General features: G+C 40.5%; 27 protein-coding genes and 1 other annotated feature. Of the genes, 9 read left to right on the top strand and 18 right to left on the bottom strand.

The window, feature by feature from the left end:
• Window positions 1–147 precede the first annotated feature (147 nt).
• From thrS to NSQ17_RS04000, 9 genes are all read right to left on the bottom strand, one after another.
• The gene (thrS, locus tag NSQ17_RS04040) at window positions 148–2067 is read right to left on the bottom strand and encodes a threonine--tRNA ligase (protein ID WP_342467879.1); all 1920 of its coding nucleotides are present in this window, start codon (window positions 2065–2067) and stop codon (window positions 148–150) included.
• 315 nt (window positions 2068–2382) lie between these two features.
• Window positions 2383–2606: a binding site (T-box leader), on the bottom strand.
• A gap of 74 nt (window positions 2607–2680) precedes the next feature.
• Complete coding sequence (locus tag NSQ17_RS04035; RefSeq protein WP_144667996.1) at window positions 2681–3865, bottom strand: DUF1835 domain-containing protein; 1185 nt, start codon at window positions 3863–3865, stop codon at window positions 2681–2683.
• A gap of 274 nt (window positions 3866–4139) precedes the next feature.
• The gene (locus tag NSQ17_RS04030; RefSeq protein WP_342467878.1) at window positions 4140–4970 is read right to left on the bottom strand and encodes a DNA alkylation repair protein; all 831 of its coding nucleotides are present in this window, start codon (window positions 4968–4970) and stop codon (window positions 4140–4142) included.
• A 190-nt stretch (window positions 4971–5160) separates the two neighbouring features.
• Window positions 5161–6348 (bottom strand): MFS transporter, encoded by a 1188-nt coding sequence (locus tag NSQ17_RS04025; RefSeq protein WP_342467877.1) that lies wholly within the window; start codon window positions 6346–6348, stop codon window positions 5161–5163.
• A 26-nt stretch (window positions 6349–6374) separates the two neighbouring features.
• On the bottom strand, window positions 6375–7202 hold the full coding sequence (locus tag NSQ17_RS04020; RefSeq protein ID WP_025206945.1) for a MerR family transcriptional regulator: 828 nt from the start codon (window positions 7200–7202) through the stop codon (window positions 6375–6377).
• A gap of 134 nt (window positions 7203–7336) precedes the next feature.
• A complete protein-coding gene (locus NSQ17_RS04015; protein ID WP_342467876.1) occupies window positions 7337–7855 on the bottom strand; it encodes a hypothetical protein in 519 nt (172 codons plus the stop codon).
• Between the two features lie 26 nt (window positions 7856–7881).
• Entirely contained in the window at window positions 7882–8292 is a 411-nt protein-coding gene (locus NSQ17_RS04010; protein WP_217967434.1) for a DUF6508 domain-containing protein, read from the bottom strand.
• 322 nt (window positions 8293–8614) lie between these two features.
• A complete protein-coding gene (locus NSQ17_RS04005) occupies window positions 8615–8920 on the bottom strand; it encodes a hypothetical protein (RefSeq protein WP_041506592.1) in 306 nt (101 codons plus the stop codon).
• Window positions 8921–8932: 12 nt separating this feature from the next.
• A complete protein-coding gene (locus NSQ17_RS04000) occupies window positions 8933–10348 on the bottom strand; it encodes a lipase (protein ID WP_342467875.1) in 1416 nt (471 codons plus the stop codon).
• Between the two features lie 50 nt (window positions 10349–10398).
• Between NSQ17_RS04000 and NSQ17_RS03995 the strand changes: the two genes are divergently transcribed.
• Complete coding sequence (locus tag NSQ17_RS03995; protein ID WP_178896506.1) at window positions 10399–10761, top strand: DUF1433 domain-containing protein; 363 nt, start codon at window positions 10399–10401, stop codon at window positions 10759–10761.
• 271 nt (window positions 10762–11032) lie between these two features.
• On the opposite strand, the gene rlmD is transcribed toward NSQ17_RS03995, so the two are convergent.
• Both rlmD and NSQ17_RS03985 read right to left on the bottom strand, forming a co-directional pair.
• Window positions 11033–12424, bottom strand: a complete 1392-nt coding sequence (gene rlmD / locus NSQ17_RS03990; protein WP_045034519.1) for a 23S rRNA (uracil(1939)-C(5))-methyltransferase RlmD — start codon at window positions 12422–12424, stop codon at window positions 11033–11035.
• Between the two features lie 96 nt (window positions 12425–12520).
• The gene (locus NSQ17_RS03985; RefSeq protein WP_342467874.1) at window positions 12521–13390 is read right to left on the bottom strand and encodes a DNA-3-methyladenine glycosylase; all 870 of its coding nucleotides are present in this window, start codon (window positions 13388–13390) and stop codon (window positions 12521–12523) included.
• 433 nt (window positions 13391–13823) lie between these two features.
• On the opposite strand from NSQ17_RS03985, the gene NSQ17_RS03980 reads away from it, so the two are divergent.
• The 3 genes from NSQ17_RS03980 (at window position 13824) to NSQ17_RS03970 (ending at window position 15949) form a co-directional block, all read left to right on the top strand.
• Entirely contained in the window at window positions 13824–14330 is a 507-nt protein-coding gene (locus tag NSQ17_RS03980) for a hypothetical protein (protein WP_024720250.1), read from the top strand.
• A gap of 131 nt (window positions 14331–14461) precedes the next feature.
• Window positions 14462–15421: a magnesium/cobalt transporter CorA gene (gene corA / locus NSQ17_RS03975; protein WP_007496624.1), complete on the top strand. Its 960-nt coding sequence runs from the start codon at window positions 14462–14464 to the stop codon at window positions 15419–15421.
• Between the two features lie 33 nt (window positions 15422–15454).
• Entirely contained in the window at window positions 15455–15949 is a 495-nt protein-coding gene (locus NSQ17_RS03970; RefSeq protein WP_342467873.1) for a DUF2716 domain-containing protein, read from the top strand.
• Between the two features lie 232 nt (window positions 15950–16181).
• Here the strand turns inward: NSQ17_RS03970 and pdaA are convergent, their stop codons facing one another.
• Both pdaA and NSQ17_RS03960 read right to left on the bottom strand, forming a co-directional pair.
• A complete protein-coding gene (gene pdaA / locus NSQ17_RS03965) occupies window positions 16182–16973 on the bottom strand; it encodes a delta-lactam-biosynthetic de-N-acetylase (protein WP_342467872.1) in 792 nt (263 codons plus the stop codon).
• 102 nt (window positions 16974–17075) lie between these two features.
• The gene (locus NSQ17_RS03960; RefSeq protein WP_003218031.1) at window positions 17076–17267 is read right to left on the bottom strand and encodes an SE1561 family protein; all 192 of its coding nucleotides are present in this window, start codon (window positions 17265–17267) and stop codon (window positions 17076–17078) included.
• 147 nt (window positions 17268–17414) lie between these two features.
• On the opposite strand from NSQ17_RS03960, the gene yfkAB reads away from it, so the two are divergent.
• From yfkAB to NSQ17_RS03945, 3 genes are all read left to right on the top strand, one after another.
• On the top strand, window positions 17415–18536 hold the full coding sequence (gene yfkAB / locus NSQ17_RS03955) for a radical SAM/CxCxxxxC motif protein YfkAB (RefSeq protein ID WP_017358799.1): 1122 nt from the start codon (window positions 17415–17417) through the stop codon (window positions 18534–18536).
• A gap of 7 nt (window positions 18537–18543) precedes the next feature.
• Window positions 18544–19380, top strand: a complete 837-nt coding sequence (locus tag NSQ17_RS03950) for a mechanosensitive ion channel domain-containing protein (RefSeq protein ID WP_342467871.1) — start codon at window positions 18544–18546, stop codon at window positions 19378–19380.
• A gap of 281 nt (window positions 19381–19661) precedes the next feature.
• On the top strand, window positions 19662–20381 hold the full coding sequence (locus NSQ17_RS03945; protein WP_007496614.1) for a YebC/PmpR family DNA-binding transcriptional regulator: 720 nt from the start codon (window positions 19662–19664) through the stop codon (window positions 20379–20381).
• A 374-nt stretch (window positions 20382–20755) separates the two neighbouring features.
• Here NSQ17_RS03945 and NSQ17_RS03940 read toward each other — a convergent pair whose 3' ends face one another.
• From NSQ17_RS03940 to NSQ17_RS03930, 3 genes are all read right to left on the bottom strand, one after another.
• Entirely contained in the window at window positions 20756–21517 is a 762-nt protein-coding gene (locus NSQ17_RS03940) for a YfkD famly protein (RefSeq protein ID WP_223255680.1), read from the bottom strand.
• Window positions 21518–21605: 88 nt separating this feature from the next.
• Window positions 21606–22673, bottom strand: a complete 1068-nt coding sequence (gene cax, locus NSQ17_RS03935) for a calcium/proton exchanger (protein WP_060832170.1) — start codon at window positions 22671–22673, stop codon at window positions 21606–21608.
• A gap of 65 nt (window positions 22674–22738) precedes the next feature.
• A complete protein-coding gene (locus NSQ17_RS03930; protein WP_342467870.1) occupies window positions 22739–23116 on the bottom strand; it encodes an OsmC family protein in 378 nt (125 codons plus the stop codon).
• A 75-nt stretch (window positions 23117–23191) separates the two neighbouring features.
• Here NSQ17_RS03930 and NSQ17_RS03925 point away from each other — a divergent pair, with 75 nt between their 5' ends.
• Window positions 23192–24355 carry an MFS transporter gene (locus NSQ17_RS03925; RefSeq protein WP_342467869.1) on the top strand — a complete coding sequence of 388 codons (1164 nt, stop codon included), beginning with the start codon at window positions 23192–23194 and terminating at the stop codon, window positions 24353–24355.
• A 14-nt stretch (window positions 24356–24369) separates the two neighbouring features.
• A complete protein-coding gene (locus NSQ17_RS03920; protein ID WP_096881131.1) occupies window positions 24370–24879 on the top strand; it encodes a GNAT family N-acetyltransferase in 510 nt (169 codons plus the stop codon).
• A 207-nt stretch (window positions 24880–25086) separates the two neighbouring features.
• Here the strand turns inward: NSQ17_RS03920 and NSQ17_RS03915 are convergent, their stop codons facing one another.
• Together NSQ17_RS03915 and NSQ17_RS03910 are read right to left on the bottom strand one after the other, a co-directional pair.
• Window positions 25087–25905: a YhjD/YihY/BrkB family envelope integrity protein gene (locus tag NSQ17_RS03915; RefSeq protein WP_008341753.1), complete on the bottom strand. Its 819-nt coding sequence runs from the start codon at window positions 25903–25905 to the stop codon at window positions 25087–25089.
• 18 nt (window positions 25906–25923) lie between these two features.
• Complete coding sequence (locus tag NSQ17_RS03910) at window positions 25924–26256, bottom strand: hypothetical protein (protein WP_259255003.1); 333 nt, start codon at window positions 26254–26256, stop codon at window positions 25924–25926.
• Window positions 26257–26258 lie beyond the last annotated feature (2 nt).

Raw genomic sequence — 26258 nt, 5'->3', positions numbered from 1 at the left:
TTTTCTGATAAACGCTCTATCCTTATTACGATTTTAACGAAAAAATGTTTCAATATTTTCCCTTTCAATTGTCAATTCGGCTTTTTCACAAATGAAAAGACGCCCACATTCAATGGACGTCTTATCCTTCTTCATGAAATCAGCACATCATATTTGAGCTGTTCTGTCTTTTATTTGCTGGGCCGCCAAGTGTTTAAAGTCATCAATAGACAGCAGCTTTGACATTTTTTCTCCATGTTGTCTGATGTTCAGTGTTTTTTCTTGCATTTCTGTATCTCCAATGACAGCGATATAAGGAATTTTTTGCATTTGTGCTTCTCTCATTTTATAGCCGAGTTTTTCATTCCGTTCATCGATTGTGACTCTAATTCCGATATTTCTTAATTGCTGCTGCACCTCTATGCAGTAATCAAGGTGAACGCTTGAGACAGGTATGATTTGTACTTGGATTGGTGCGAGCCATAACGGGAAGACGCCGGCAAAATGTTCAATGAGAATACCAAGGAACCGGTCAAGTGAACCAAAAATGGCACTATGAATGACAACTGGCCGCACCTTTTCATTTTTCTCGTTGATATATGTTAAATCAAATTTCTCTGGCATTTGAAAATCCAGCTGAATTGTGGCACACTGGTGGCTCCGCTTTAGTGCATCTTGAATATGAAAGTCGATCTTCGGACCATAAAATGCCCCATCTCCTTCATTTAAGTAGTAGTTAATCTTTAACTGATCAAGCACATTTTTTAGCGCTATTTCGGATATATCCCAAATAGCGTCATCCCCTAATGCTTTTTCTGGGCGAGTGGATAGTTCGACTGAATACTCAAAACCAAATGTCCGATACACATGATCAACTAATTGAAAAATCCGTTTGATTTCAGCTTCGATTTGATCTTCTCTTAAAAAAATATGGGCATCATCTTGGCAAAATGTTCTGACCCTGAACAATCCATTTAATGCTCCGCTAAATTCATGACGATGCACTTGACCAAATTCAGACATTCTAATTGGAAGGTCTCTATAGGAATATAAGTTATTTTTGAACATGAGCATATGCCCTGGACAGTTCATCGGTTTTAAAGCAAAACTTGTATCGTCTACTTCTGAGAAATACATATTCTCATGATAATGATCCCAATGGCCTGACTTTTCCCAAAGTTCTTGGTTCATCATAAATGGAGTACTTACTTCTTCATATTGCGCTTGACCTCTCACTTCTCTAGAAAAGGCCATTAATTCATTTCTGACAATCTGACCTTTTGGTAAATAAAACGGCATGCCTGGCGCTTCTTCTGAAAACATAAAGAGGGATAACTGTTTCCCTAATTTCCGGTGATCACGTTTATTTGCTTCTTCCATGAAATGAAGATAATCAACTAGATGATTTGGATGCTGAAATGCTACACCATACACTCGCTGCAAGACATCCTGATTGCTATCTCCCCACCAATATGCCCCTGCCACACGCATTAGTTTAAATGCCTTTAAATACCCTGTAGAAGGCAAATGAGGTCCACGGCACAAATCTATAAATTCTCCTTGCTGATAAATCGTGATGGCTTCTTGTCGAGGGAGACTTTTTAAAATATCCAGTTTATATGGATCATGTGCAAACATCACTTCAGCTTCTTTGTAAGAGACCTCCATTCTTTGAATAAGGTGATTCTCGTTTATGATGTTTTTCATCTCTTTTTCAATCATTGCCAAATCCTCTACGCTTAACGTTTGATTCAGCTTCATATCATAGTAAAATCCATTCTCAATGACAGGTCCGATCCCCAGTGTCACATTGTCATATAACCTTTTCACAGCTTGGGCTAATACATGTGCAGCTGTATGACGTAACACTTCCAGCCCTTCTTTTGAATCAAGTGTTAGAATCGAAACCCCCGCATCGTTGTTTAACGGATAACTTAAGTCCACTGTCTGATCATTGATCTTTCCCGCTACTGCTTTTTTTCTTAAACTTGGGCTAATATGGGAGGCAACCTCTGCGACTGTCGTACCTGCGGAGAACTCCTTGATCTTTCCATCTGGAAATTGAATTTTTACCATTTTTTCTCTCATCACTGACACACCTTTCTCTTTTTTGAAATAAAAAAACACACCCATCCCTCATAGAGGGACGAATGTGTAATCCGTGGTTCCACCCAAATTCCCATAACGCGCGTATTCGCTTTATGGCTCTGGCGCCGTAACGTGGCGTAGACGGTATTGGATACTGCAATGTTCCCCAATACAGCTCAAAGGTGGTAAGATAGCTTTTCTGCGTTAGGAAGATTTCACCGTGACTTCCCTCTCTGTGAACCGATAAAAGCTGCTCATGTCCTTTTCAAAGCAATCATGCTATAAAAGTAAACAAAAAAACACACCCATCCCTCATAAAGGGACGAATGTGTGATCCGTGGTTCCACCCAAATTCCCATAATGCGTATTCGCTTTATGGCTCTGGTGCCGTAACGTGGCGTAGACGGTATTGGATACTGTAATTTCCCCAATACAGCTCAAAGGTGGTAAGACAACTTTTCTGCGTTAGGAAGATTTCACCGTGACTTCCCTCTCTGTGAACCGATAAAAGCTGCTCATGTCCTTTTCTTCGCTTTTGATTTCTCCATATATTACATGATGATGGGGAATGATGTAAAGATTTATTTTGTACAGTGCTATTGAATTTTATTCTTTAAATGAAATGTCTTGTCATTTCACTGGGGCTATATTCGACTTGATACTTAGGAGATAACGCATTCTTCACTTCTTCCGTTATACACTCCCCTGCTTGATTAAACTTCTTTTCCATTTCTACCCCTTCTGGCAACAAGTCATCTGTTTCTTCATCAAACCAACAACCATACTGTATGGCCCAATTCCATATTTTAGAGAATAGTACATCGCTTATAGGTACATCATCTCTTTCTAAATGACATTGACAATGTCCGCATTGAAAAGGTTCGCCACCATAGGTTCCTTCAATTTTCACATAAGGTTGGTGCTCAAAATCACGACAGCATACCCATTTTTTGAAGTCCTGACCAAATGTTGTCAGTTTTATCGAGTAATAACGCATGGACGTTCGTTTTCCTTTCATAGCAAAAACACCTTGATCAATCAGCTTCTTTAGCCGATACTCAATAAAATCATCTCCGATATATTGTTCTAAATGACCAAGGACTTCTCCAATTAAGCGTGGAGTTACGATGTATTCCTCTTCTGGCTCGGACAGATGAAGCCGCTTAGCCATTTTTACTAAATAAGCATCAAATTCATCCTCTGATACGTTGAGCGTTTGTTCATTTCGCCATATCCTAAGTGTATGATCTGTTTCGGCAATGTGAAGCCACTCTTCTTGTAATCGTTCTCTTTCTTCCTTGGAAATGGTGTGAAAGTGATTTTTACTTTCATAAATGATTTTAAATTTTTCAGATGGGATTTCCCCAGTATGTCGAAGGTCCATGCGAATCGTCTTTGTATTAAAATGGTGATCATATGCAATCGCTGTATTAATGACAGACACGTCCACGTTTTTTCCTTTTAATAAATAGATGGCAAATCGTAGACCTATTTGTTCGTGTGCATTGTTGCCTATCCATATCATCATATGTGAGCCATCTTTTATATCCTTCACTTGTTGAATCATTATTTGCTGATCGATTACCATATCATCAAATCTACCAAACTCATTGGACATGACATGACGAAGCCACTCCATACGAGTCTCTTGTCCTTGACGTTCATGTAAGTGTGTAAGTGGGCCAATGGAGTAGATATCATCAAAGGTGATGATGTCTTCCACTGGTTTTTGCTTCATTTCACGTAATGCTTGCTTTAAACTACCAGCAGTTGCTGCCCCAAATACGATATGTATCATTATTCGTCTCCCTTTATCTTACATTTTATATCATCTTCGCCTATTCATGGTTCTTACGTCAATTCTATTGAGTCAATTTCATTCAAAAGTACGACGATGAGAGGATAAGACCTATATAAAGAATGCAGAATTGGGGAGACTAGATTTTTTATAAAAAATGAAGAACCCCACGAAATGGGGCAGTCAGTTTACTGAGCTAACTTTGAGACTTTCTTTCTAATGATCTATTGATAGAAATACCCTCCAAAAAGGGAAATTCAGTTTATGTATTTCTTCACAAGTTCCCCTTCACAATCGTTCTTTTGGCTTTCTTGACAATTCTGCTGGTTGCTTTTGTATCAGAATCTTTTAACCACTGTTCACACAGGTTTATGACCCAATTTGGTTGTGTTTTACTAGCGTCATTGAGCCAGTTTCCAACAGAATCTTGAACATATGTTGATGGATCAGATTTGAGCAAGTCTAGAATAGGCTGTGCCCTCATTGGCTCTTGTTTTAATGACTCAATATGCTTTGTCCAAACACCTCTTGGGCGAATAGCTTCTACTGAGAATCGGCGAATATTTTCATCTTTACTTTTAGCCCATGCTGTTAAATGTTCTATACTTTGATCGAGCTGATCCGTTAGGCTTTCTCTCACTGACATCCACGCAATTTCTCTAACTCCAAAATGATGATCAGCTGCAAATGGCTGAATGTACGCCAATTTCTCTTCCAAAGTTGATAAACGGTGTTTGTTCATATAAGCAGCCCAACAGCGGACGCTATCAGATACATGGTGAGTAAATGCCTGTAGCACTTCCGCTTGTTTTTCCCCATTCTCTTTCTGTAGCCATTCATCTAACAATTGACCGATAAGACGAATTGCTTTCATTCCAGACTCAGCCTTTTGTTGAGTGATCTTAGATGTTAAGCCGTCTAAATGATGGTCTAAACCAACGGATGGCAAAACTTGACGTAATAACGTCATATGATTGACAGCCAGCCATTCAGTTAAATTCACACTCTCTATTTTTCCCTGATTCAAAAGGAACAAGACGTCATGAGGGATATCAGTCCCCTTTCGAGCACCTTTTCGATTGATGATCTCTTCGCTTATTTGCATTTATTTTCTCTCCTCGTCTAGTGGTGCTTTTGTTTGATATTCATCGTTTTTAAAAGAAATATATGAATGCCTTCAATCTTTGGATATTGCCCCCTATTGTATCAAATAAACAACTTTACTGGTGCATTCTTCAAACCAAAAAGGAACTACCCGAAATAAGTAGTCCCTTCCATACAAAATTGAATTTAAGTTACCTTCCTTGCTCGATCACCTTCAAACTCTTCTGCTGAGAGATTCTGTCAAACGCCACCATCAAGATGGTCATGAGTAAAGCGAGAAGAACCGTTCCAGCACTGATCCAGCTCAGGTGCATTATAGATGTCCTGCTCAATACAATCCCCCCTAACCCCGAGCCTAAAGCAAATCCGAATTGAATAAATGATGTATTAACACTTAATGCGATATCAGGAGATTTCGGAACAAGGGTTACTAGATATAGCTGCTGAGCTGGTGATGTACTCCATGTTGCGATCATCCATATCATGATAACAGCCACCATGATCACGAGATTCCCTGTGACAAATGCTAGTAGCATGAGCATCATGATTTGCAAGATGATGCCAGAAAAAATCGTGAAGATGGGTCCTTTTTTATCTGCTGCCATCCCTCCAAGGCTTGACCCTAAAAAGCTACATATTCCCGCTAGTAACAAAATGCCACTGATTTCTGTGATGTTAAGGTTTGCTGATGCTTGCAGGAAGGGCGTTAAATAGGTAAATAACGTGGAATATCCACCTACATAAAATAGCGTCACTGCCACCGCAAGTAATATCCGCTTATCTTTTAAAATCGATAATTGCATACGAAGCGTCACCGGCTCTTGTTCTTTCATAGAGGGGATTCGCCTATACACCACAATCAGCGGAATAAGCGTGATCACTCCAATGGCTGCGAATAATGCTTTCCATCCGATCATACTGCTTAGAAATGTCCCAATTGGAACGCCTAAAACCAAGGAGCTGCTTAATCCCATTAAAATGATGCCAATCGCTGTTCCTCTTTTTTCCCGTTCTACAAGACGAGTTGCAACCGCCATCGCCACTACAATCGCCGTTCCCCCACTGATTCCTTGTAAAATTCTTGTGATCATGACCATTTCAAACGAATGGCTGATACTTGTGATGAAGTTACTTAAAATAAAAGTGATCAGCGTCCATGTTAATATTTTTCTGCGGTCCATATTGATGGTCAGTGCGATGACAATCGGTGCACCGATTGCGGCCGAAAGTGCTAAAGATGTGACCAATAAGCCAGCAGTAGACGTTGTGACATGTAAATCATGTGCGACCATTTGAATAATGCCAGTAATGATGTATTCGATCGTTCCGATTAAAAAAGCTGCTAAAGCAAGTAAATAGACAACGGTTTTATTTTGCATCGTGACGTTTCTCCTTTGGGCCATGTTTACGATTTGATTTCATTCTTAATAGGAATTTGAATTTCAATGAGTCTGCCTTCTTCATTTTCTGACAATGGGTAATAGATTTCTCGGCCCGGCTGATCATCTTTCACGCGGTATCCGTTATGTTCAATCCATGTCGCCAGGTCAACACAAGCAGTTTGTGCGGATGGAGAATGTGAATGAAATAAGAGTGTTGCCATGGTGTCTTCTGCAGGTAACGTGCGAATTGTCATTCCCTGAGGAAGCGAGCACCTTAACGATTTGACGGAATACCCCACCTCAAATTCGAACTCACTTTCTTTATCCAGTGATTCTCTCCATAACACTACTTGTGGTCCCGAGATCGATTCTTGTTGATGTTTATGTAATAAATGATGAAACATTTGAAAGAATGAAGGGATTTCTTCAACAGTTCCGTTGGATTGAAAAGACATGATGCGTTTACTTTCAACAGATTTAATGATGACCTCCTGTTCTTTTTCAACACACCCCTCTCGTTTGATGAGATGCATCCGCTCCTTAATACGGGCTAATTTCTGTTGTTCTCTCTCGATCAATTGCTGAATCTCACTCTCTTTCAAGAGAAACATGCCCTGAATTTGCTCTACTGAGATATCTTCACGAAGAAGCTGCCCCATTTGCTTTAACGTAAAGCCTAATTCCTTATAGAGAAAAATTCGATTGACCTCAAGTAACTGCTCCGCTGAGTAATAACGGTATCCCGAATCTTGATCGATCTGCTGAGGCTTTAATAAATCAATTTGGTCATAATATCTTAAGGTTTTGACAGGCACTTTACTTAACATAGAAAAATCGCCGATCTTGAACACCCTGCATCTCCTCCGATTTGTTGATCTGATCACAGTATAAACCTTTCAGTTAAGGGGAAGGTCAACAAGAAGTTGATTAAATTTTTCAAAAGCACGAAAAAACCTAGATTTCTCTAAAATCTAGGTTTTGCTCATTATCCTACTATTTTTTCTAACAATCCCATCTCTTCAACAATCTTTATATCATCCATAAATCGTTGCAAACTTACTTTATGCTCTTTCTTTTGTAAATCTGTTGAATAACCTATGCATAGATTAAAGATACAATCTAACCTTTGTCCGACTCCACTATAAAAATAATTCGTCAATATTCCATTATTTTCACTTGCAACAACCACAACTGTAGCGATCTCTAATACATATTCTATATCTTCTATAGAAATCGTTCGATCCTTTTTCTTAGCAGTCATGAACTCATGACTATGAATAGAACGAATCCTACCTTCAAGTAAATTGAGTATAGACCTTTTATAGATGACATACACACTGTGAATATGATGTTTATCAGGACAATAGGGATCTTGTAAAATGAATTTTATACGTTCATCTTCTTTTTCCATTTTTATTGCATCAAAATCATATAATAAAATATGATCAATTTCTTCTATTTTCATAGGAGGAAACATGTGGGCTACATCTGTTTTGTTTTTCATTTGATCACCCCGAAAACTAGTCTCTCTTACTCCAAACGTTCCAATCTTTCAAGCCACTTGACAATAGTTCCTTTTGTAAAGACATCGAGTATGACACCATCGCAAAATCGTTCAGCTCTCAGAACCCCCATGATGAGAGCCAGTACACACTGCGCATTTACATTTGAGATGTCCACATTCTCCATATCGTTCGTTCCACCCTCAATGCCATTTTCTTTGAGGATCTCACTGTAGCGGGTAAGCTCCATTTCTTGATGTTGTTCTGCAAAGGTATAGACATCCTCGATAAAACGACGGACCGTTTCGGAATAATTCACAAAGGGCATCTGAATCGGGTGTTCTGCTGTTCCATCATTTTCTTTATCTATGACCCATTCACCAATATCATCGCCTTGAAGCATTGGGATATAGTTTGTTAAGATGTTAAATTGACTCAATCTCATCCTCCACCTTTCCATGAATTAAAAATTCTTTGATCGATCTCTCTCAATAAGTTAATAAAAAAGTCCGTGATGATCGTACAAACTAGAAGCCAGTATTCAAGTCACGAACCATTTTTATTCATTTCACTTTTTACACTCGTACCATCGATACAACTGTCTCCACATGCACGGTATTAATCATCTTGCTCGTCAACGTTTATGTGTCATATTAAATAATAAGCTGATACCAGCTGTGAATAAAGCGTCAAGGAATTTATAAGACGATTCCCAAATAAAAAAACACCTCTGTCACATCGTTGCGAAGAGGTTATGTTCACTATTTTGTCTTTATACTTCTTAGAAAGGCACTTCTGTTCTCTGTGGCATTTGTCAGCATCTTCGCATTTTCATTGAGTCTTTGTATCAATGCATCCTTAGCTTTTCCTTCAAATGAAGAGAGTAAAGCAACATACACTTCAGCTACAACCTGTTGTGCTGAAGAAAAGTCTGACGCATGTTTTGTGTCTTCTTTTAGATTCTGACAATGCGTTTTTAAACTTGAACCTACAATTTTTTTTAATTCCTCATTCTGTTGTAATCGTCTGTAAAACTCATCTGCATCCATATTAACTCCATATGGCAATTGAAATCCTCCTTACAACCGTAACCATCTTGCTAATTCATTATCCTTATCTTTTAAATCCTCCGCCATTTTCACAATAAACTCACTAATATCCTCTAAATCTCTAATCAAATAATGTAGAGAAGCCTCAGTTTGATACTGTTCTTCTGAGTCATAAAATGCTGCTCCATCTTTCACAAAAGGGGCGTGAAACAATATAGCTTTTTCAACGTCACTTGGATCTAAATCATTGAATTCTCCTAACCTCTTTCCGCAAATAGATTTCACGTCATAAATCATTTTGCTGTGATCGTGAGGGAATTGTTCAATTGCTTGTTTTTTTGTTTTTAAGTCTTCGATAGCTGCCTGTAATCGACGAGCTAATTCTTTTGCATATTTGGCATCCACTTTGATGGTTTGTCCATTCATACCTGAATAAGATGAGAACGATTCGATATTCTGGTTATAAACACCTTTGCTTCCATCCACACTTTTGATATGACCATTCTTATCAAAAGTAAAGTTCGACTCATTTAAACTATGAGTATCCGGATCTTTTGCGAATGCTTGGCCATAGAAGGAAGTAATCAAATTTCCTAAAACCCCAGGAACACCAAACGGAGACACAAACCGATCTATACGCTCTCTTCGTGATTGACTAGGATCTTTCGTATAAATTGTCGTTCCATTGTGCCTGTCATATTCCAACAACCAACCTGCCCCCACCATATCATCAGGATTAATGATGGCTTTATGATACAAATCAAATTCGCCGTTTCTGATTTTCTTCTGAGTTTCTTCATCATGCAGTTTAACAATGGAAGGGTTGTTAAAGGCTACACTGTAAACATGATTGTTTACACCAGCGTATTCTGCATCTGCCCCTCCAAGTGAGTGACCCGTTGTTGAAATCACTGTATTAGTGCCAGCATACTTTTTCACTTCATTGGCGACGAGCTTATCACCTTGATCAAATTGAGATGTCTTAGTGACAATTTTGTATTCTCCACTTTTCAACAACATGGCTTGTTCCATACTACCGTTATACTTGGTAATCGCTTTAGAGTTTTCAGGTGCCTCTTTTTTCATGATGTATTTGACTTTCTTTTTCGGGTCTTGACCCATTACCACGTTGCCGCCATCTGCACTTATCACGTCAGCTTTGATTTGTTCTTGATTTGTTCCTTGAAAACCTACGACAACATTCTCAGGTTCTTTTGGTTTAACCCATTTACCTTCTTTTTTCTTGGCTTGGACAAATACGTAAACATCTAGGCCTGTGTCTGGGTCTTTTTTGATTTTGTCTACATAAAAAGCTTTTTTTGAATCATTTACAAGTGGTGTCTTATTCTCATAGGCTTTTCTCATTTTCTTTTCACTATATGTATTTTGGCTCAGAGAAAAATAATCTTTATCTGTTAAATTAGGTATGTCCGTCTTTGTATTCATGTACAATGCCCCTTCTCTCATGTAAAATCTAAGATAGAAAGGATGGTTTTATGAAAAAATACATAATTATCCTTATAACTTTGGTTATTATAACACTTGGAGGGATATTTATGAAGGAACAACACGACAAAAAAACAGCTGCCCAAGAAGCTAAAAAAGAAGAATTGTATTCCTTGGCTAAGAAAAGAATGACTGACTTTATTAAAACAAACTATAATGATATTAAACGAATTGATTATACTGATGATTATGAGATAAACCCAATGGGCGGTATTGAAATTAATGGTTATCTCAATGAAAATAAGAAAAAAGAAATATGGGGAATCTATGATAAGGGCAATGACGAAGTCATATCTTTCACTGTAGATGCTAAAGAAAAACCCGAGTGCGAAGATAAAGTATGCGAGTATTAAAAAGAGGATAAATCATCGAATAAACAAAAACGTCCCCTTGGAATTTCAAGGGGACTATTTGTTTACTTCAAGAAGGCTTCGAGCTGCGCCTTTTTCTTTGGTTTTGGACCATATATACCATCTGCGATAACACCATGCATATATTCATATAAAACTTCCATTGATAAAACATGACTGGTGATATTTATGCTCACTTAAAAAAAATTTGGTGATTACTTCATATTAGAAGGTTAAATGATCATAATGGCCTTTCGCGGTTCTTTGCCCACTATTATTTAAGGACTAAAGACACCACACACTCCACATGCGCCGTATGCGGAAACATATCCACTGGCTGCATGTATTCGATCTTATAGTCTTTTGACATGTATTCGAGGTCTTTTGCTAGTGTAGATGGGTTGCAAGAGACGTAGACAAAACGTTTTGGTTTGACTTGTTTGACGGTGTCTAGGAAAGTGCGTTCGCAGCCTGTTCTTGGCGGGTCGACGACGATAACATCGGGACGGAAGCCTTCTTTGACCCATTTTGGCAGCCAGTGTTCGGCTGTGCCTGTCACATAAGTTGCGTTTTTCATGCCGTGTTTTTTGGCATTTTTCTTCGCGTCATCAATTGATTCTTTGATGACATCCATACCTCTTACTTCTTTTGCTCCATCTGAGAGCCACATTCCAATGGTTCCAACGCCGCAATACGCATCGACTACCTTTTCTTTGCCAGTCAGTTTGGCCGCTTTTTTCGCTTCGTCGTAAAGCTTTAATGTCTGCTTCGGATTCAATTGGAAGAAAGCCCGTGCACTCAATTCAAAGGAGACGTCTCCTAAAAATTCTTGGATGACCATGTTGCCAGCTAGGTGCGATGTTTTATGCCCAAAGATGACTGACGTTTTTTCGCCATTAATATTGTGCATAATAGACGTCACTTCTGGCAGACGTTTTTGAATGGCTTCGGCGATTTCTTTTTTCTTTGGAAACTCAGGCTTTGATGTGACAAGGACGACTTGTACTTCACCTGTTTCAAAGCCGACACGCACAACAATCGAGCGCACGTCGCCTTTTCTTGTCCGCTCGTTGTAGACAGATACGCCGAATTTCTCTAAAATTTTGCGGACGACGCCTGTTGTTTTGTTCGTTTTCGGATGCTGGACGATACATTCCTTGATCGGAACAAGTTTATGAGAATTCAGCCCATAAAGCCCTGCGATGATGTCGCCGCTATGTGATCTTCCGACTTGGAACTGACTTTTATTCCGGTAGTGCCACGGATCTTCCATACCGATTGTTGGTCTAATATCGATCTTTTCAACCGACAGCTTTGTATGACGCTCCATTGATTGAATGACAATATCGCGTTTTTCCTTTAATTGCTGCTCGTATGCCAAATGCTGAAGCTGACAGCCTCCGCACTCTTCGTATACTGGGCACGGCGGTTTCACTCGATGTTCTGAGCGCTTGCGGACTTTCCTCACCGTACCTTCTGCATATTTCGCTTGGACATTCGTTGCTTCAACTACTACTTCCTCACCTGGAAGTGCACCTGGGACAAAGACTACTTGCTTTTTAAAATAACCGACCCCTTCCCCATTAATGCCAAGGCGTTTAATGGTAAGCGGGAACTGCTGCCCCTTTTGCAGAAGGGCTCCTTGCTGTTTTTCTTTCACGTTTATTCTCTCCGTTCTATTTAAACCTTTATCGGTTGTCCTCATTTTATTCCATCTGAATAGTATATCACGACTTGGACGAAGAGCGAAAATGCCTTTCAATTATTTATCTGTCTCTATACTTCTCCATAAATAAAGGGAGGCGTAACTTAAATACGGTGCCCACTCCTTGCTTAAAACTGCCATCTCTTCTTTTGTTGGCTTTTCTGGCAGGTCAAAGTGACGTTTGATCGCATTTTGAACCCCGATATCTGCCATTGGAAAGAGATTTGGTCTTCCAAGTCCATTCATGAGGACATTTTGAACCGTCCAAGGTCCAATCCCTCTAATCGGAAGCAGACGTTCTTCAATTTCAATATCCGTTAAGTCGTGTAATTCTTCTAAATTTAGAGAGCCGCTCACTATTCGCTTTGAGACACCAATCACATATTCCGCTTTTCGCTGACTGAATTGCAGTTTTCTCAAATCGTCGGTTTCAAGTGATGCAATGGTTTTCGGTAAAGGGTCAAACCAGACGCCGTCGATTTGCTCACCATACGTATGAACAAACCGTTTCGTCAACTCATAAGCAAAGGCAAGATTGAGCTGCTGATGAATGATGCATTTCATCAAGCAATGATATAGATGGAAATCCAGCATAAGCGGCGTTCCGATATGACGTTCAAAAATGGGCGCAAGATTTGTTTGAGCAAAATGGGCATGCACGGCGTGTAATTGATGCTCCATGCCAAATATCCGCTTCACCTCAGAAAGGATCGCTTCCTCCGGCCCGTTAGCCTGTATCCGGAACGAAGGCGCTTCTTTTGTTCCTGTCGCTTGAACGACTGCAACGTACGGTTTATGATTCAGCCTCATCGGTACTTTGATTTCTCTTTTATCCAGATCGACCGCCTTTAATGGATCGCTCGACAAACGTCTCAGCACTTGATCGAAGTGATAGGGCGGTTCAACCAATAGGTGTTTTTCCCACATGTTTTTCCTCTTCCTTTCTGCCAACACACGCAGATGTGATTGTTTCACTTTGCATGAATGATTCTCTATATTGAATACTTTTAAATATAAAGAGTACAAGAATTTATCAGTTATATCTTCCTTATTTATGGTCATTCTCCTTTTGGATAGATGAAAATTTTTAGTCGAATTCAGCTAAAATTCGACAGCAATCTTCAACATTTTAGGATCATTTTCCTTAAATTAGAAATAGAACCTATGGGTGATATCTTCTATTTCAAAAATATTTGTATAATTATGACATATCAAGGAGGTGAACAAAGGAATTAGCGGATTAGGCAATCATTTGTTTCATCTTGCAGGAACATATTTACCTCATTGATAACCGGCTTCACCTAGTTTCACGTTTTACTAAAAGAAGACCCAAAATTTAAAAACAAAGGAGATCCGACCAATGAAAAAAACAATTCTTTCTGTTGCCCTTGCCACTGCTGTTTCTTCGACACTACCAGTATTCGCTGACGCTGCTGAGCAAAAAACTGCTCCAGTTTCAACAACTATTCAGCAAACTGTGTTAAACAAAGCTGCTGAAGGTAAAGCTTCAACAAATGCGACAAATGTTAACATTAACTTTGACGTACTTGGAATTGCCAATGCATTAATTAATGCTGCAAATGCTAACACGAACCGTGAAGGCTTTGTCAAAGGATTAATGGAGTCTGCTTTCTATGCTGCTGGCGCAAAATACAATGTCATGGTCTTTAACTTAAGCCAAGGCTATGAGACTCGTTTCAACGGTGTTAAAACGTTTGCTACTGTTAAATACGGAAGCATTACGTACGGAGTTTGGGTATTTGAAAATGGATCTTTCACAAACAAAGGTGATGGCGGTTACATCAACTGGGCATTTAGAGGTTGGTTCGACCGTAACGGTGGTTTCGTCAACTTCCGTCGTCCTTAATTCTCGCTTTATCCATCAATCATACACGCACATTGGACCGATCTCAGCGATGAGATCGGCTTTTTTATGGTGAAAACGTATAAGTTCACCGCCGGTACTTCATGATATAATGCAAGTCTGGAGGGGTGCACATGCTGAAAAAACTTGCAGTGACAAAAAACGGCGACTTGATTGAACATGCAACATTGCAGCAGCTTTCAAGCCCCGATATTGCTTGGTATTGGATTGATTTTTATGCGCCAACGGAAAAGGAAGCAGCACTGTTAAAGGAATTTTTTCAGTTCCATCCGCTTGCGATTGAAGACTGCTTCCATTATTTACAGCGGCCGAAGCTTGATTTTTATGAAGGGTATTTATTTTTCGTTCTTCATGCCCTCAATCAAAAAACACTTCGATCTGAAGAAGTCGACCTGTTTGTTGGAGAAAACTATATCGTTACTTTTCATTTGAAGGAAGCACCCTACATTGATCGAGTCATCCGAAAGCTCAAAGGGTCTGATAAAGCACGAGAGAGCGGTCCAGAGCATATGGCTTATATGCTGATTGACCAGCTCGTCGATGATTATTTTCCTATTATTTATCAAATTGAGGACAGGCTCAATGAAATCGAGGATGAAGAAGGGCATAAAACGTATGGTACATTAATGAACGAAGTATTCGGTATTCGATCCGATTTGCTCAAACTGCGCAGAACCATTATCCCGATGAGGGACCTCTTATATCGAATTGTGAACACGAATATGATGAAAAGCGATGCAAACCGGCAAGCATATTTTAATGATATTTATGATCATTTATTGAAACTAACAGAGATCGTTGAGTCAAACCGTGATATGACAGCCGATTTACGAGACAGCTATCAAACACTAAATTCCAACCGAATGAATGCCATCATGATGACACTGACCATTGTCTCGACGATTTTTATTCCACTGACCTTTATTGTTGGGGTGTATGGGATGAACTTTGATAACATGCCTGAATTACACTGGAAATATGGCTATTTTGGTGTACTGATTTTCATGGGTTTGCTTGTCTCAGGGATGCTTTTGTGGTTTAAACATAAAGGATGGTTTAGGATTTTTAAATAGTTTTTTGAGAGAAGTGCTTGAAAGGGAGATACTATGGAAAACTGGATTCCACTGACAGACAAAGAACTAAAGTACGCATGGAAAACATTTGATCAAAAGTTTAAATTTAACCCAAGCATCTCTCGCTTTCCCGGTTTTCAAGCACCATCTCCTTACATCACATATGATATCTCTGCTTATTTCGAGGACCCTTCTCTCCTAAGTGGGGATGAAGACCTTGAAAAGAAGGCACTGCTGTCTTTTCAGGAGAATATCACCGGAACGGACGAATATATGCAGGTACTTGATTGGCACCACGACTGCTATTGGATCACACCATACGGCTCATTTGAAAAAGATGAATTTGGAGAATGGAGAGTTCCTGTGCTCCCAAATGGAGATTACTATTTCTTTTTATCAAAAGAGATGACCTGGGGTTTACTAGGACATCCTTGGGAGCAAAGCATCACGATTTTCGGTGAGGGCTTGATTGACTCCTTTACTCGTCATCGTCCCCTTTTGTTCCAGCGTAAAATAAGAGAAGGATAAGTCAAAAAGCTTGCAGTGTCTGCAAGCCTCAGATTGTTGACAAAGAGCTAAAATGAACTTGATTTTAGCCCTTTGTCTTCGTTTCAGCGTGATAAAAAACCTTTGCAGTCTAGGAAGGACGAGTACTGGCGCGGAGCGAATTTCACATTCGTGAGCACCAGCACGCAGGACTGCGGGCGAATGCGAGGGTTTGGCTACACGCTGAAGCTTGCAGATGTCTGCAAGCTTTTTTCTATAGCTGAGGAAGATGCCATACTTTTTCAAGCATGAGATCGTCTAAGCTTTTAAAGGTATATCCTTGTTTTTTTAAAGCAGTGATGGCATCATCAAGTGCCTCGGCATTGTCCCTTGAGACGGTATGAAGTAAGTAAATGGCACCCGGATGCGCCTGTTTCATCATTTGATTGTACGCATACTGTTTTCCTTTTTGATGGTGGATGTGCCAATCTACAAACGCTACTGACCAGAAAACGGTTTGGTAGCCAAGCTGTTTCGTTTCCTTTAGTACCCTTTCACTGAACACCCCGCGCGGTGGACGAAGGTAGAGGTTATCTTGTTTTCCTGTGATTTTGTATACCGCTTCATTGACACGATCTAGCTCTTCTTTGATTTCTTTCGTACTCTTTGTTGTTAAATCTGGATGGTGATAGGAATGGTTGCCAATAATATGACCTTCCTCTGCCATACGTTTGATGAGCTTAGGCTGGTCCTTTACGAAGTGCCCAGTCACAAAAAAGGTGCCGGGTACTTGATGTTTTTTCAGCACATCCAAGATTTTGGGTGTGTACCCATTTTCATAGCCATTGTCGAATGTAAAATAAATCTCTTTCTTTTTCGTATTTCCTAAATAGAAAGCATCATATTTCTTTAAGAGTGTCGTCAGTTCCTTGCCGGCATCTGCTGGCTTGTGCTGTTTGCTTTTAGCAAATCCCCAATGAATCGGCTGATTAGACACGGCTTCTAAGTTTGAAAAAGGCATCGATACAAAAAGCGCACATAGACAGATCAGTATGCATTTTTTCATTTACGTCACTTCCCGGTTTTTCTTCTATTGTGCAGAATATACCGGGTACTCATACACTTTTTGACCTGCCAATTTAAAGAAAAAAGCCCGCATCAGCGCGAGCTATTCTTCCTTCCAATCGGTTTTAAACCGTTCATATTTCGCTTCCAGGTCGTCGATCATCTGGATGAGTCTGTCTATATCCTCAACGTCTGTGGATTCAGGATCTAATGAATCAATCACATTCATAAACATATCTAATCGGTTCTTTAAATAATCAACCTGCTGTTCTTTGCTGTCTGCTGCCTTGCCCATAGATACACTCCCTTTAGCATTTGTTTATAGCTTATCTTTTTTTCCTTTGTAAATCAATTGTGTCCCCTCTTGCGTATAACGGTGATGGGGCTTAAAATTAACTGTTGGCGGGTCTATGTTTGCCCGAATGAAAAGGAGATAGATACCATGAACCAAAAAACAGCACTTCGCCCGATTACACCTGCATTCGACCCTTGGGAAGCCTATCTCGATGTGCAGGATTACGGAGAAATGAAGCTGACAAATATTGAATTGACGACAACGACGTTGTGTAACATGAGATGTGAGCACTGTGCGGTTGGCTATACTTTGCAGCCAAAAGATCCGAATGCACTGCCACTCGATTTACTGCTTCGCCGTTTAGATGAAGTACCGCTCTTGCGTTCCCTTAGCATCACAGGCGGAGAGCCGATGCTGTCTCTGAAATCTGTACGGGAATATGTCGTTCCTTTATTAAAGTATGCCCATGAACGCGGCGTCCGTACCCAAATTAATTCGAATTTAACACTTGATTTGGCTCGATATGAAGAGATTATTCCATACTTGGATGTCCTACACATTTCACATAACTGGGGAACAGTCGAAGAGTTTGCTACAGTTGGTTTTGCAATGATGGACCGAAAGCCAACCTTTGAGCAGCGCGAGAAATTGTTTAACCGCATGATTGAGAATAGTCAGGCACTTGTGAAAGCGGGTGTAACCGTATCTGCTGAAACGATGCTGAATAAGCGTACGCTTCCTTATATTGAACACATCCATCGTCAAATCGTGGACGAGATGAAATGCCAGCGCCACGAAGTTCATCCGATGTATCCAAGTGATTTTGCCAGCGCCCTTGAATCATTGTCGCTTCCGCAAATGCGGGATGCGATTCATCAGTTGCTCGATGTTCGTGATGAGAACACATGGATGCTGTTTGGCACATTGCCATTTTATTCATGCAGCACAGATGAAGAAGACCAGCGCCTCTTGACTCGATTGCGTCAAGCGAAAAATGTGACAGTACGAAATGACCCTGATGGCCGTTCACGGTTGAATGTGAATATTTTTGATGGGAATATTATTGTGACAGACTTTGGCGATACACCGCCATTAGGAAATATTGAAACCGATACGTTGCAATCAGCTTATACACGCTGGATGAACACAAAATTGGCAAAAGAACTGAATTGTCATTGCCCAAGTGTGCAATGCCTTGGTCCGAATGTTCTTGTGAAAAACAGTTATTATCAAGATGTTGATTTTACTTCTCGTACAGCCAGGGGGTAACCGATAGATGGACGAAACATTTCTGACAGTGGTCAAGAACAAATACATTGAAATTCTCCTTGTTGGCCTCATTCTTTGGCTTGCCGTCTTTATGATCAACAAAGCGCTTCAGATCTTCTTTAAACGCACTGAATTCATTGAAGACAAGAAGAAAAAAACGATTGAGAGCTTGGTCAAATCGGTTTCAAAGTATACAGCTTCCATATGTTTTGTCTTATATGTGATTTCTCTATTTTTTCATGACTTTGGGAAGATTCTTGCGGGGGCTGGTGTTGCTGGAATTGTCATTGGTTTTGGCGCTCAGACCTTGATTCGTGATATTCTAGCCGGCATCTTCCTCATTTATGAAAGGCAAATTCATAAAGGTGACTATGTGACGGTCAATAATCTTTTTAACGGAACCATTGAAGAAATTGGTCTCCGGTCTTTGCAAATTAGAGAATGGAGCGGCAAGCTGTTAACCATTTCAAACGGAGACATTCGTCAAATCCAAAACTACAATATGCACTACATGCGTATCACAGAGTCAGTCTTGATCAGCGCAAACCAAAATCCTGACATTGCTTTCAAGGCGCTAGAAACAGCATGTAATCATTTAAATCAAATGCATCATGATTTACTGAAAAAAGATGAATTCCAAAACGCCATTGAACCTTTTCAGGTTCATGGCATTATGGGGCTCAATAAATTGAATCGCGGGATTGAGATCACCGTAAAAGGAATGGTCGAGGATGAAAAATACTTCGAAGCCGCCCTCGCTGTGCGAAAAGAAATGATCACACAACTTCACCAGCATGATGTGAAATTGCTTGAGGATCTCGTCTATCCACAGCCTGCAAAATAACCTCATTTGTGATGGGGTTATTTTTTTGATCACTTTTTGTTAATTAGTTAATTATCATGCATGTAGTTCACATGATCATTCGGTGTGATGAGCTGACTAGACCGCATGAGAAAAATAAGACGCTTGAACAACTTGGACATATCAGCTAAGGAATTCTTTTCTTTTCAGCCCTCTTACTTCTATCCTCTTGACTGATTCATGTATAATAGAAAGCAGATTAATTTCATGCAGCATGGGGACCCTCATACTGTGTATTTACTAATTGAAAGAGAGTGAATAAGATGGGTCGTAAATGGAACAACATTAAAGAAAAGAAAGCATCAAAGGATGCCAATACAAGTCGTATTTACGCAAAATTCGGGCGTGAAATCTATGTGGCTGCCAAGCAAGGTGAGCCAAATCCAGAATCAAACCAAGCACTTCGTTTTGTCCTAGAACGTGCAAAAACATATAGTGTCCCAAAACACATTGTGGACCGTGCGATTGAAAAAGCAAAAGGCGGCGCAGAAGAGAACTTCGATGAGCTGCGTTACGAAGGATTTGGTCCAAACGGATCTATGGTGATTGTTGATGCCCTGACCAATAACGTCAACCGCACAGCGTCAGATGTTCGTGCAGCATTTGGGAAAAACGGCGGAAATATGGGTGTCAGTGGATCTGTTGCTTACATGTTTGACCAAACAGCGGTGATCGGTGTCGAGGGGAAAAGTGAAGAAGAAACGCTTGAACTTTTAATGGAAGCAGACATTGATGTACGTGACATTATGGAAGAAGATGATACGGTGATCGTCTACGCTGAACCAGATCAATTCCATCAAGTTCAAGAAGCCTTCAAACAGGCAGGCGTAGAAGAATTTACTGTCGCTGAAATCACAATGCTGCCTCAAAACGAAGTGACATTAGATGATGAATCGAAAGCACAATTTGAAAAACTCATCGATGTATTAGAAGAGCTTGAAGACGTGCAGCAAGTTTATCATAATGTGGATTTAGGGGAATAATGAGCTAAGCCATCGTAGTTGTTGGATTCATTCAACTTCTGCGTTGGCTTTTTTATTGTCTAGGTAAGGTTTACGTTCTACTCAAGACCATGTAATATGAAGAAAGAGTCGTTTCCACAAATAACCAAGGAGCTGAGTTTCATTTTTAAAACATGGTGGTTTTCGTATTATGGCTTTATGATCCTCCCTTTTATTGGTCTATGCTTAATTTTCAACAATTTGACGATATTCACGAAAGTCTTTCTCTTTCTTTTCTTTGTATATCTTTTATATAACGCCTTTGATTTTTACATTCATGAAATGAAAAAGAAAAAAGATAGGACATCTTAATCAAAAAACAGTCATCTCCCCTTGGTAAGAGGAGATGACTGTTTTTAATTCATCCCTTGAAACCCAAACGTCAGGTGATCCTGAACAGGAATCCAAGCGCCGATTCCTTGTGAGGTCACATTTTTTACGACAAGTTTGCGTTTATTTCCCTTGAGCACAAGATACACTTCTCCGTAAGTAACCTTTCCTTTTTCGTTAATGGCTGGAGCGTATGCATGCAGGGATGCTGCTTTTTTCGGAGATACGTGGTAGGACTGATCTCGCTTTGTTCCTGCACCAATCACTGTGTCGAAGGCGAGCGGAAGTTTTGTTTTTTGGATGGCTTTTTGCATCATCAATGTTTTCACATCTTCTGGGTTTGGTACTTTTGCTGTGAGCCCTCCACTTACTTTTACTTGTTGCTTTTGCACATATTTGCCGATGGCTGTTTTGTTTCCGCCTCTATTATCAATGTGATTCGTGTTCACTTTTTTGTATTCCCAATTGGCGACGGTTTCGTTTGAATCATAGCTGAGTGCCCATCTTCCAAGAAAAATCGTTGCCCTGTAGCCAACTGCTAGCGGTGTACCTGAGATACTGGATTCATTCAGCATTTTAATTAAGTGTGTATTTTCAATTGGTACACTTGTTGTTTTAAATAATTCGGCCGTCAGCTCGCTCGGCTGTAGCAGCGGTTGATCTTGTGACGCATTTGGATACGTATTTTCCTTTGAGATACTGGCGACAGACGATGGCACCTTAAACGGCTTTGCTGCCTCGGCTGGAAAACTGTATAGAAAACTTAAGGATAAGAGAACAACAAACATGATGCGGGGCATCTTTTTCATATCATCACTCTTTCTCATTCATTTTTCCATAGTATTTTCTCGAAAGACGTCCCTTATCCACAAAAGATTATAAAAGGAAAAATCCAATCGCCATAATGAAATAGGCAGCGAGCAATGTAGCACCTTCAAACCAGTTCGTATCCCCATCATTTGAGAGGATGACCGTTAGTAAAACAGAGGATGCCATGGCAATGAGCTCTGGTAATGAGAAGATCAGTGGCATTTGCTTTTCAAAAAACAGCGAGCTGATCACAAGGATCGGTGCGACCATCATGGCGACTTGAAGCGTAGAACCGAAAGCAATTTCGACCGCGACATCCATTTTGTTTTTATACGCCATAATGACAGCAGAAGCGTGTTCTGCTGCATTACCGACAATCGCAACAATGATGACCCCGATAAACAGTTCACTCCAGCCAAACTGTTCTCCGACTGTGTCAAATGTATGGACGAGCCGCTCTGAAATATACGCCACAGCAATTGTCGCAAGGAGTAAAATCGCCGTGGCAAACTTCCCCGACCATTCTGGTGTTTCTTCTTCCGTCGCTGCTTCCCCTTCCGCAATTTCCTGCTTGGCAACATAAACACCTCTGTGGCTGACCAGTTTGAAATAGAGTGCTGCAACATAAAGCAAAATCATCACAATGCTAATGCCGATACTTAAAACAAATTGACGATCTTCTGCCATCCCTATGGAAAAGACTTCTGGAATGACAAATGCCACAATAATCGCAAACATAAGCAGCCCAGAGTTATGCCTTGCATCGTGGACATTGAACTCTTGTCGTTTAAATTTCAATCCGCCAACGAAAAAAGACAGTCCAGCCACGAGCAGTAAATTGCCGATCACTGAGCCAGTGAGTGAAGCAAGGACAATGGCGGTGAGTCCTTGTTTTAATGCAAAAAATGAAATAATTAATTCCACTGCATTTCCAAAAGTAGCGTTTAACAAACCGCCAATTCTTGGTCCCGCTATAATGGCAAGACTCTCTGTCGCTCTTCCCATAAAACTTGCAAGACCGATGATGGCGATACAATAGACGGCGAACATGACAGCCTGCGGAAAATGAAGAAAACTACCAATTACAGATAATGGAACACCGATTGCGACAATCACTAGAAACAAACGATTCATACAGCCAATCTCCTTTACATCATATCTGACTGTTATTCTTTCGTGAGTGCCGGCATCATATACATTTAGATTCGTTCGTGTGAAAGGGTGATATCAATCGTTCCTTTCACGGATTGCACCATGGAGCAATGCTTCAACGCAAGTTTCATTACTTTTTCCAGCTGTTCATCAGAGGTGCTGATGCTTTCAAAGATCATATGTAAATGAATATGAGTGATTTTGTTTACAGTTCCTTCTCTTGTCGTTTCAGGCGTAATGGTCAGTCCTTGATAGGATATTCGTTTTTTCCGGCATACATGAATGACCATTTCTCCAAAACAGCCCGCAATAGCCGAGGTGAACAATTGATACGGCCTGTATCCCGCTTCTTCATTTCCCGAAATAGACAGCTGCCTTTGATCAGCATTTGCGACCCACCGACCATTTTCGTATATCAGCTTCATTCCTTTTCCACCTTTCTATTGAAACCCCTATGGTTCCATTGTACGATGAAAGCATGAACTTGTAAGGAGCTTCTTATGTCGAGAATTCATTTTATGATTTTAATTTTACTTGTATCCGTATCTGGTTTTTCGCAGGGAGCGTTACTGCCAGTTATTTCGATTATTTTCGAACATGCCGGCACTTCCCCGACGTTAAACGGACTGCATGCCACCGGCTTATATCTCGGCGTGCTGCTTGCGTCTCCTTTTATGGAAGCGCCGCTGCGCCGCTTCGGATTTAAACCATTGATCGTCATTGGGGGCGCTGCTGTCTTTTTAAGTTTGTTTAGCTTTGTCTTTATTGAATCTTATGTCGTCTGGTTCTTCTTGCGGCTGTTGATCGGCATCGGTGATCATATGCTTCATTTCTCCACACAGACGTGGGTAACCTATGCCTCATCATCTAGAAATCGCGGGCGAAATATTTCATTGTATGGGTTATCCTTTGGACTCGGTTTTGCCGCCGGCCCTTTTTTAACACCACTCATTGAAATCAATCCATCTTTGCCGTTTATTGTGTCTGGTGCAGTTAGTTTGTGTATTTGGCTGCTTGTGTTTGTTTTAAAAAATACATATCCTGATACAGGTGAAATGCAGACGTCAGAGCAGACAAATAGTTTGAAGCGCTTCAAGAAGGCGTTTCAATTTGGCTGGGTAGCGTTTATGATGCCGTTTTGCTATGGCTTTTTAGAAACGACGCTCAATAGTAACTTCCCTGTGTATGCGCTGAGAAGTGGGGTGACGATAGATGCTGTTGCGTTTATTTTACCTGCGTTTGCGATTGGGAGTATTGTTTTTCAGCTTCCTCTTGGGATGCTGAGTGACCGTTTCGGCAGACGACGCATGATTTTAGTTGTGACACTCGTCGGTTCATTCTTTTTCCTTTTAGCAGGGATTTTCATTCAGTCCGTTTTGGCTGTTGCGATCTGTTTCTTTATCGCAGGTATGGCTGTAGGTTCGACCTTCTCACTTGGCATCAGTTATATGACGGACTTATTGCCAAAGCATCTGCTGCCTGCTGGGAATTTGATGTGCGGGATGGCGTTTAGTGCAGGAAGTATTCTCGGTCCGGTTCTTGGCGGATTCTTTGTGCAGACGTTCGAGGGCATGAATTTACTTTACCTTGTTAGCATTGTGATTTTATTTGTATTTTGTTGTGTTCGATTTGGGAAGACGCTAGCAGTGGTTGAAAGTAACTAAATGGAGGATCTATTTTGTTTACATTTAACATTTCAGATGACTTAAAATTGGCGTGTTTACAAGTAGCCGATACAGAGCCATTATTTGCACTTATCCAGCAGAATAAAGATCACTTGGGAGAGTGGCTACCATGGGTGAATCACTGTCATCGCATAGAAGATGTTCAATCATTTATTCAATCTGCCCGCGCTGCCTATGCTGAAAAAAAAGATATAGAAGCGGGTATCGTATTAAACGATCAATTAATCGGTGTATTCCGCATGACGTTTCAGCATCGGATAGGCAATATTGGGTATTGGATTGGTGAAGATGCGCAAGGGCAAGGTATTGTGACCAAAACAGTGAAATGTATGACAGATGCCTTTGCTCCTGAAGTCGATGAATTTGAAATCTTTTGTCCTGTTGGGCATGTCAGAAGTGAACGTGTTGCGATGAAAGCGGGCTTTCAGCTCGATCCAAACTATCAGCCAAAGCCTGAAGCAACTTTTCTCCTGAAACGTTATATACGGAAATTGAATCATTAAAAACTCCCCTGCACCTATGCAGAGGAGTTTTTTCATCTAGTGATACCCATTTTGCCCATTCGCACTTCCACTTGTTTTGTGCTTTGGCTGATGGCCTTTGTTTTGTTTTGTGTTGCTTCCGCCTTTTTTCGATTGTTTAGACATTCGGTATTCCCCCATCCGTCAAGATTGAACATGTTCGTTCTCCTTTAGGATGCCCGGTTTTCTTCACACCTTGCCTGGTACGATTTTACGCTTATGTAAAAGCGCATTGAGCTCGCCGCCGAGGATGATCATAATGCCGGTTAAATAAAACCAGATCATTAATATAATGATTCCCCCAATGCTTCCGTACATCGCACTATAGTTAGCAAATTCGCCTACATAAAATGAGAACAGCATGCTGACGAGAATCCAGCCAACAGATGCGAATATGGCACCCGGCAGCACAAATTTCAATTTCAGCCTGATGTTAGGGGCAAAATAATATAGGGATGTAAAAACAATTAGTAAAATCAGTGGACTAATAATCCATCTCATGGCGGTCCAAATGGTGAGAAACGCATCTGACTGCCCTACTAATTTGGCAACGAATAAGCCAAGTTCTTTTCCAAAGACAGGCAGCATCAAGGCAAAAATAATCGTAAGCACCATCGCAATGGTTAAGATAATCGATGTTAAACGTACGAGAATGAAGGAACGATTTTCCTCGACTTCGTAAGCATGGTTAAATGCTCTGACAACCGCATTAATACCGTTGGATGCAGACCAGAGTGCCGCAATAATCCCGAATGACAACAATCCGCCGTTACGGTTATTCAGCGTCTCTTCGGCAATGGATTCAATCATCGAAAGCGCTCCCTCTGGCGCATAACCAGAAATGACGCTTAGAACATCCTTTGATGTCAGCGGCAAATAACCAACAAGCGTCAGCACAAAGATGAGAAACGGAAATAATGAAAGCAAAAAGAAATACGCAAGTTCAGCTGATTTTGCCGGTCCTTCATGCAGCAAAAAGCGTCCGATTAACGCTTTAACAAAACCCATACGCCTCATCTCCAATGATCAATCTTTCTGTTTCTTTTGAAAGTGATCCTTTGTTTCTTCAATAATCTCTAATACCTTTGGTGTTGTTTCCTTTAACTGATTCACCTGTTCATTCAGAAAAGACAAATCATCTGAGACCGTTCTCATCAATTGCTTCGTTTCTTCCATTTTTTCCTTCACGCAAGCAGACATCTTGCCAGGCTCCAGGCGGTATTCATCCAGCTTTTGCTGGCAGTCATTCCATTTTTCTTTCAGTACAGTTCTTGTTGGACGATGAAATAATGTCAGCAATATGCCGCAGGCTGCGCCTATAACAGCTCCCCGAAGCACGATTTGTTTGTTCTCTTCCATCT

This window comes from Bacillus sp. FSL W8-0629, from assembly GCF_038593225.1.
In the GTDB taxonomy this organism is placed as follows: domain Bacteria; phylum Bacillota; class Bacilli; order Bacillales; family Bacillaceae; genus Bacillus; species Bacillus altitudinis.
This window is presented reverse-complemented; position numbering and strand designations above follow the sequence as displayed.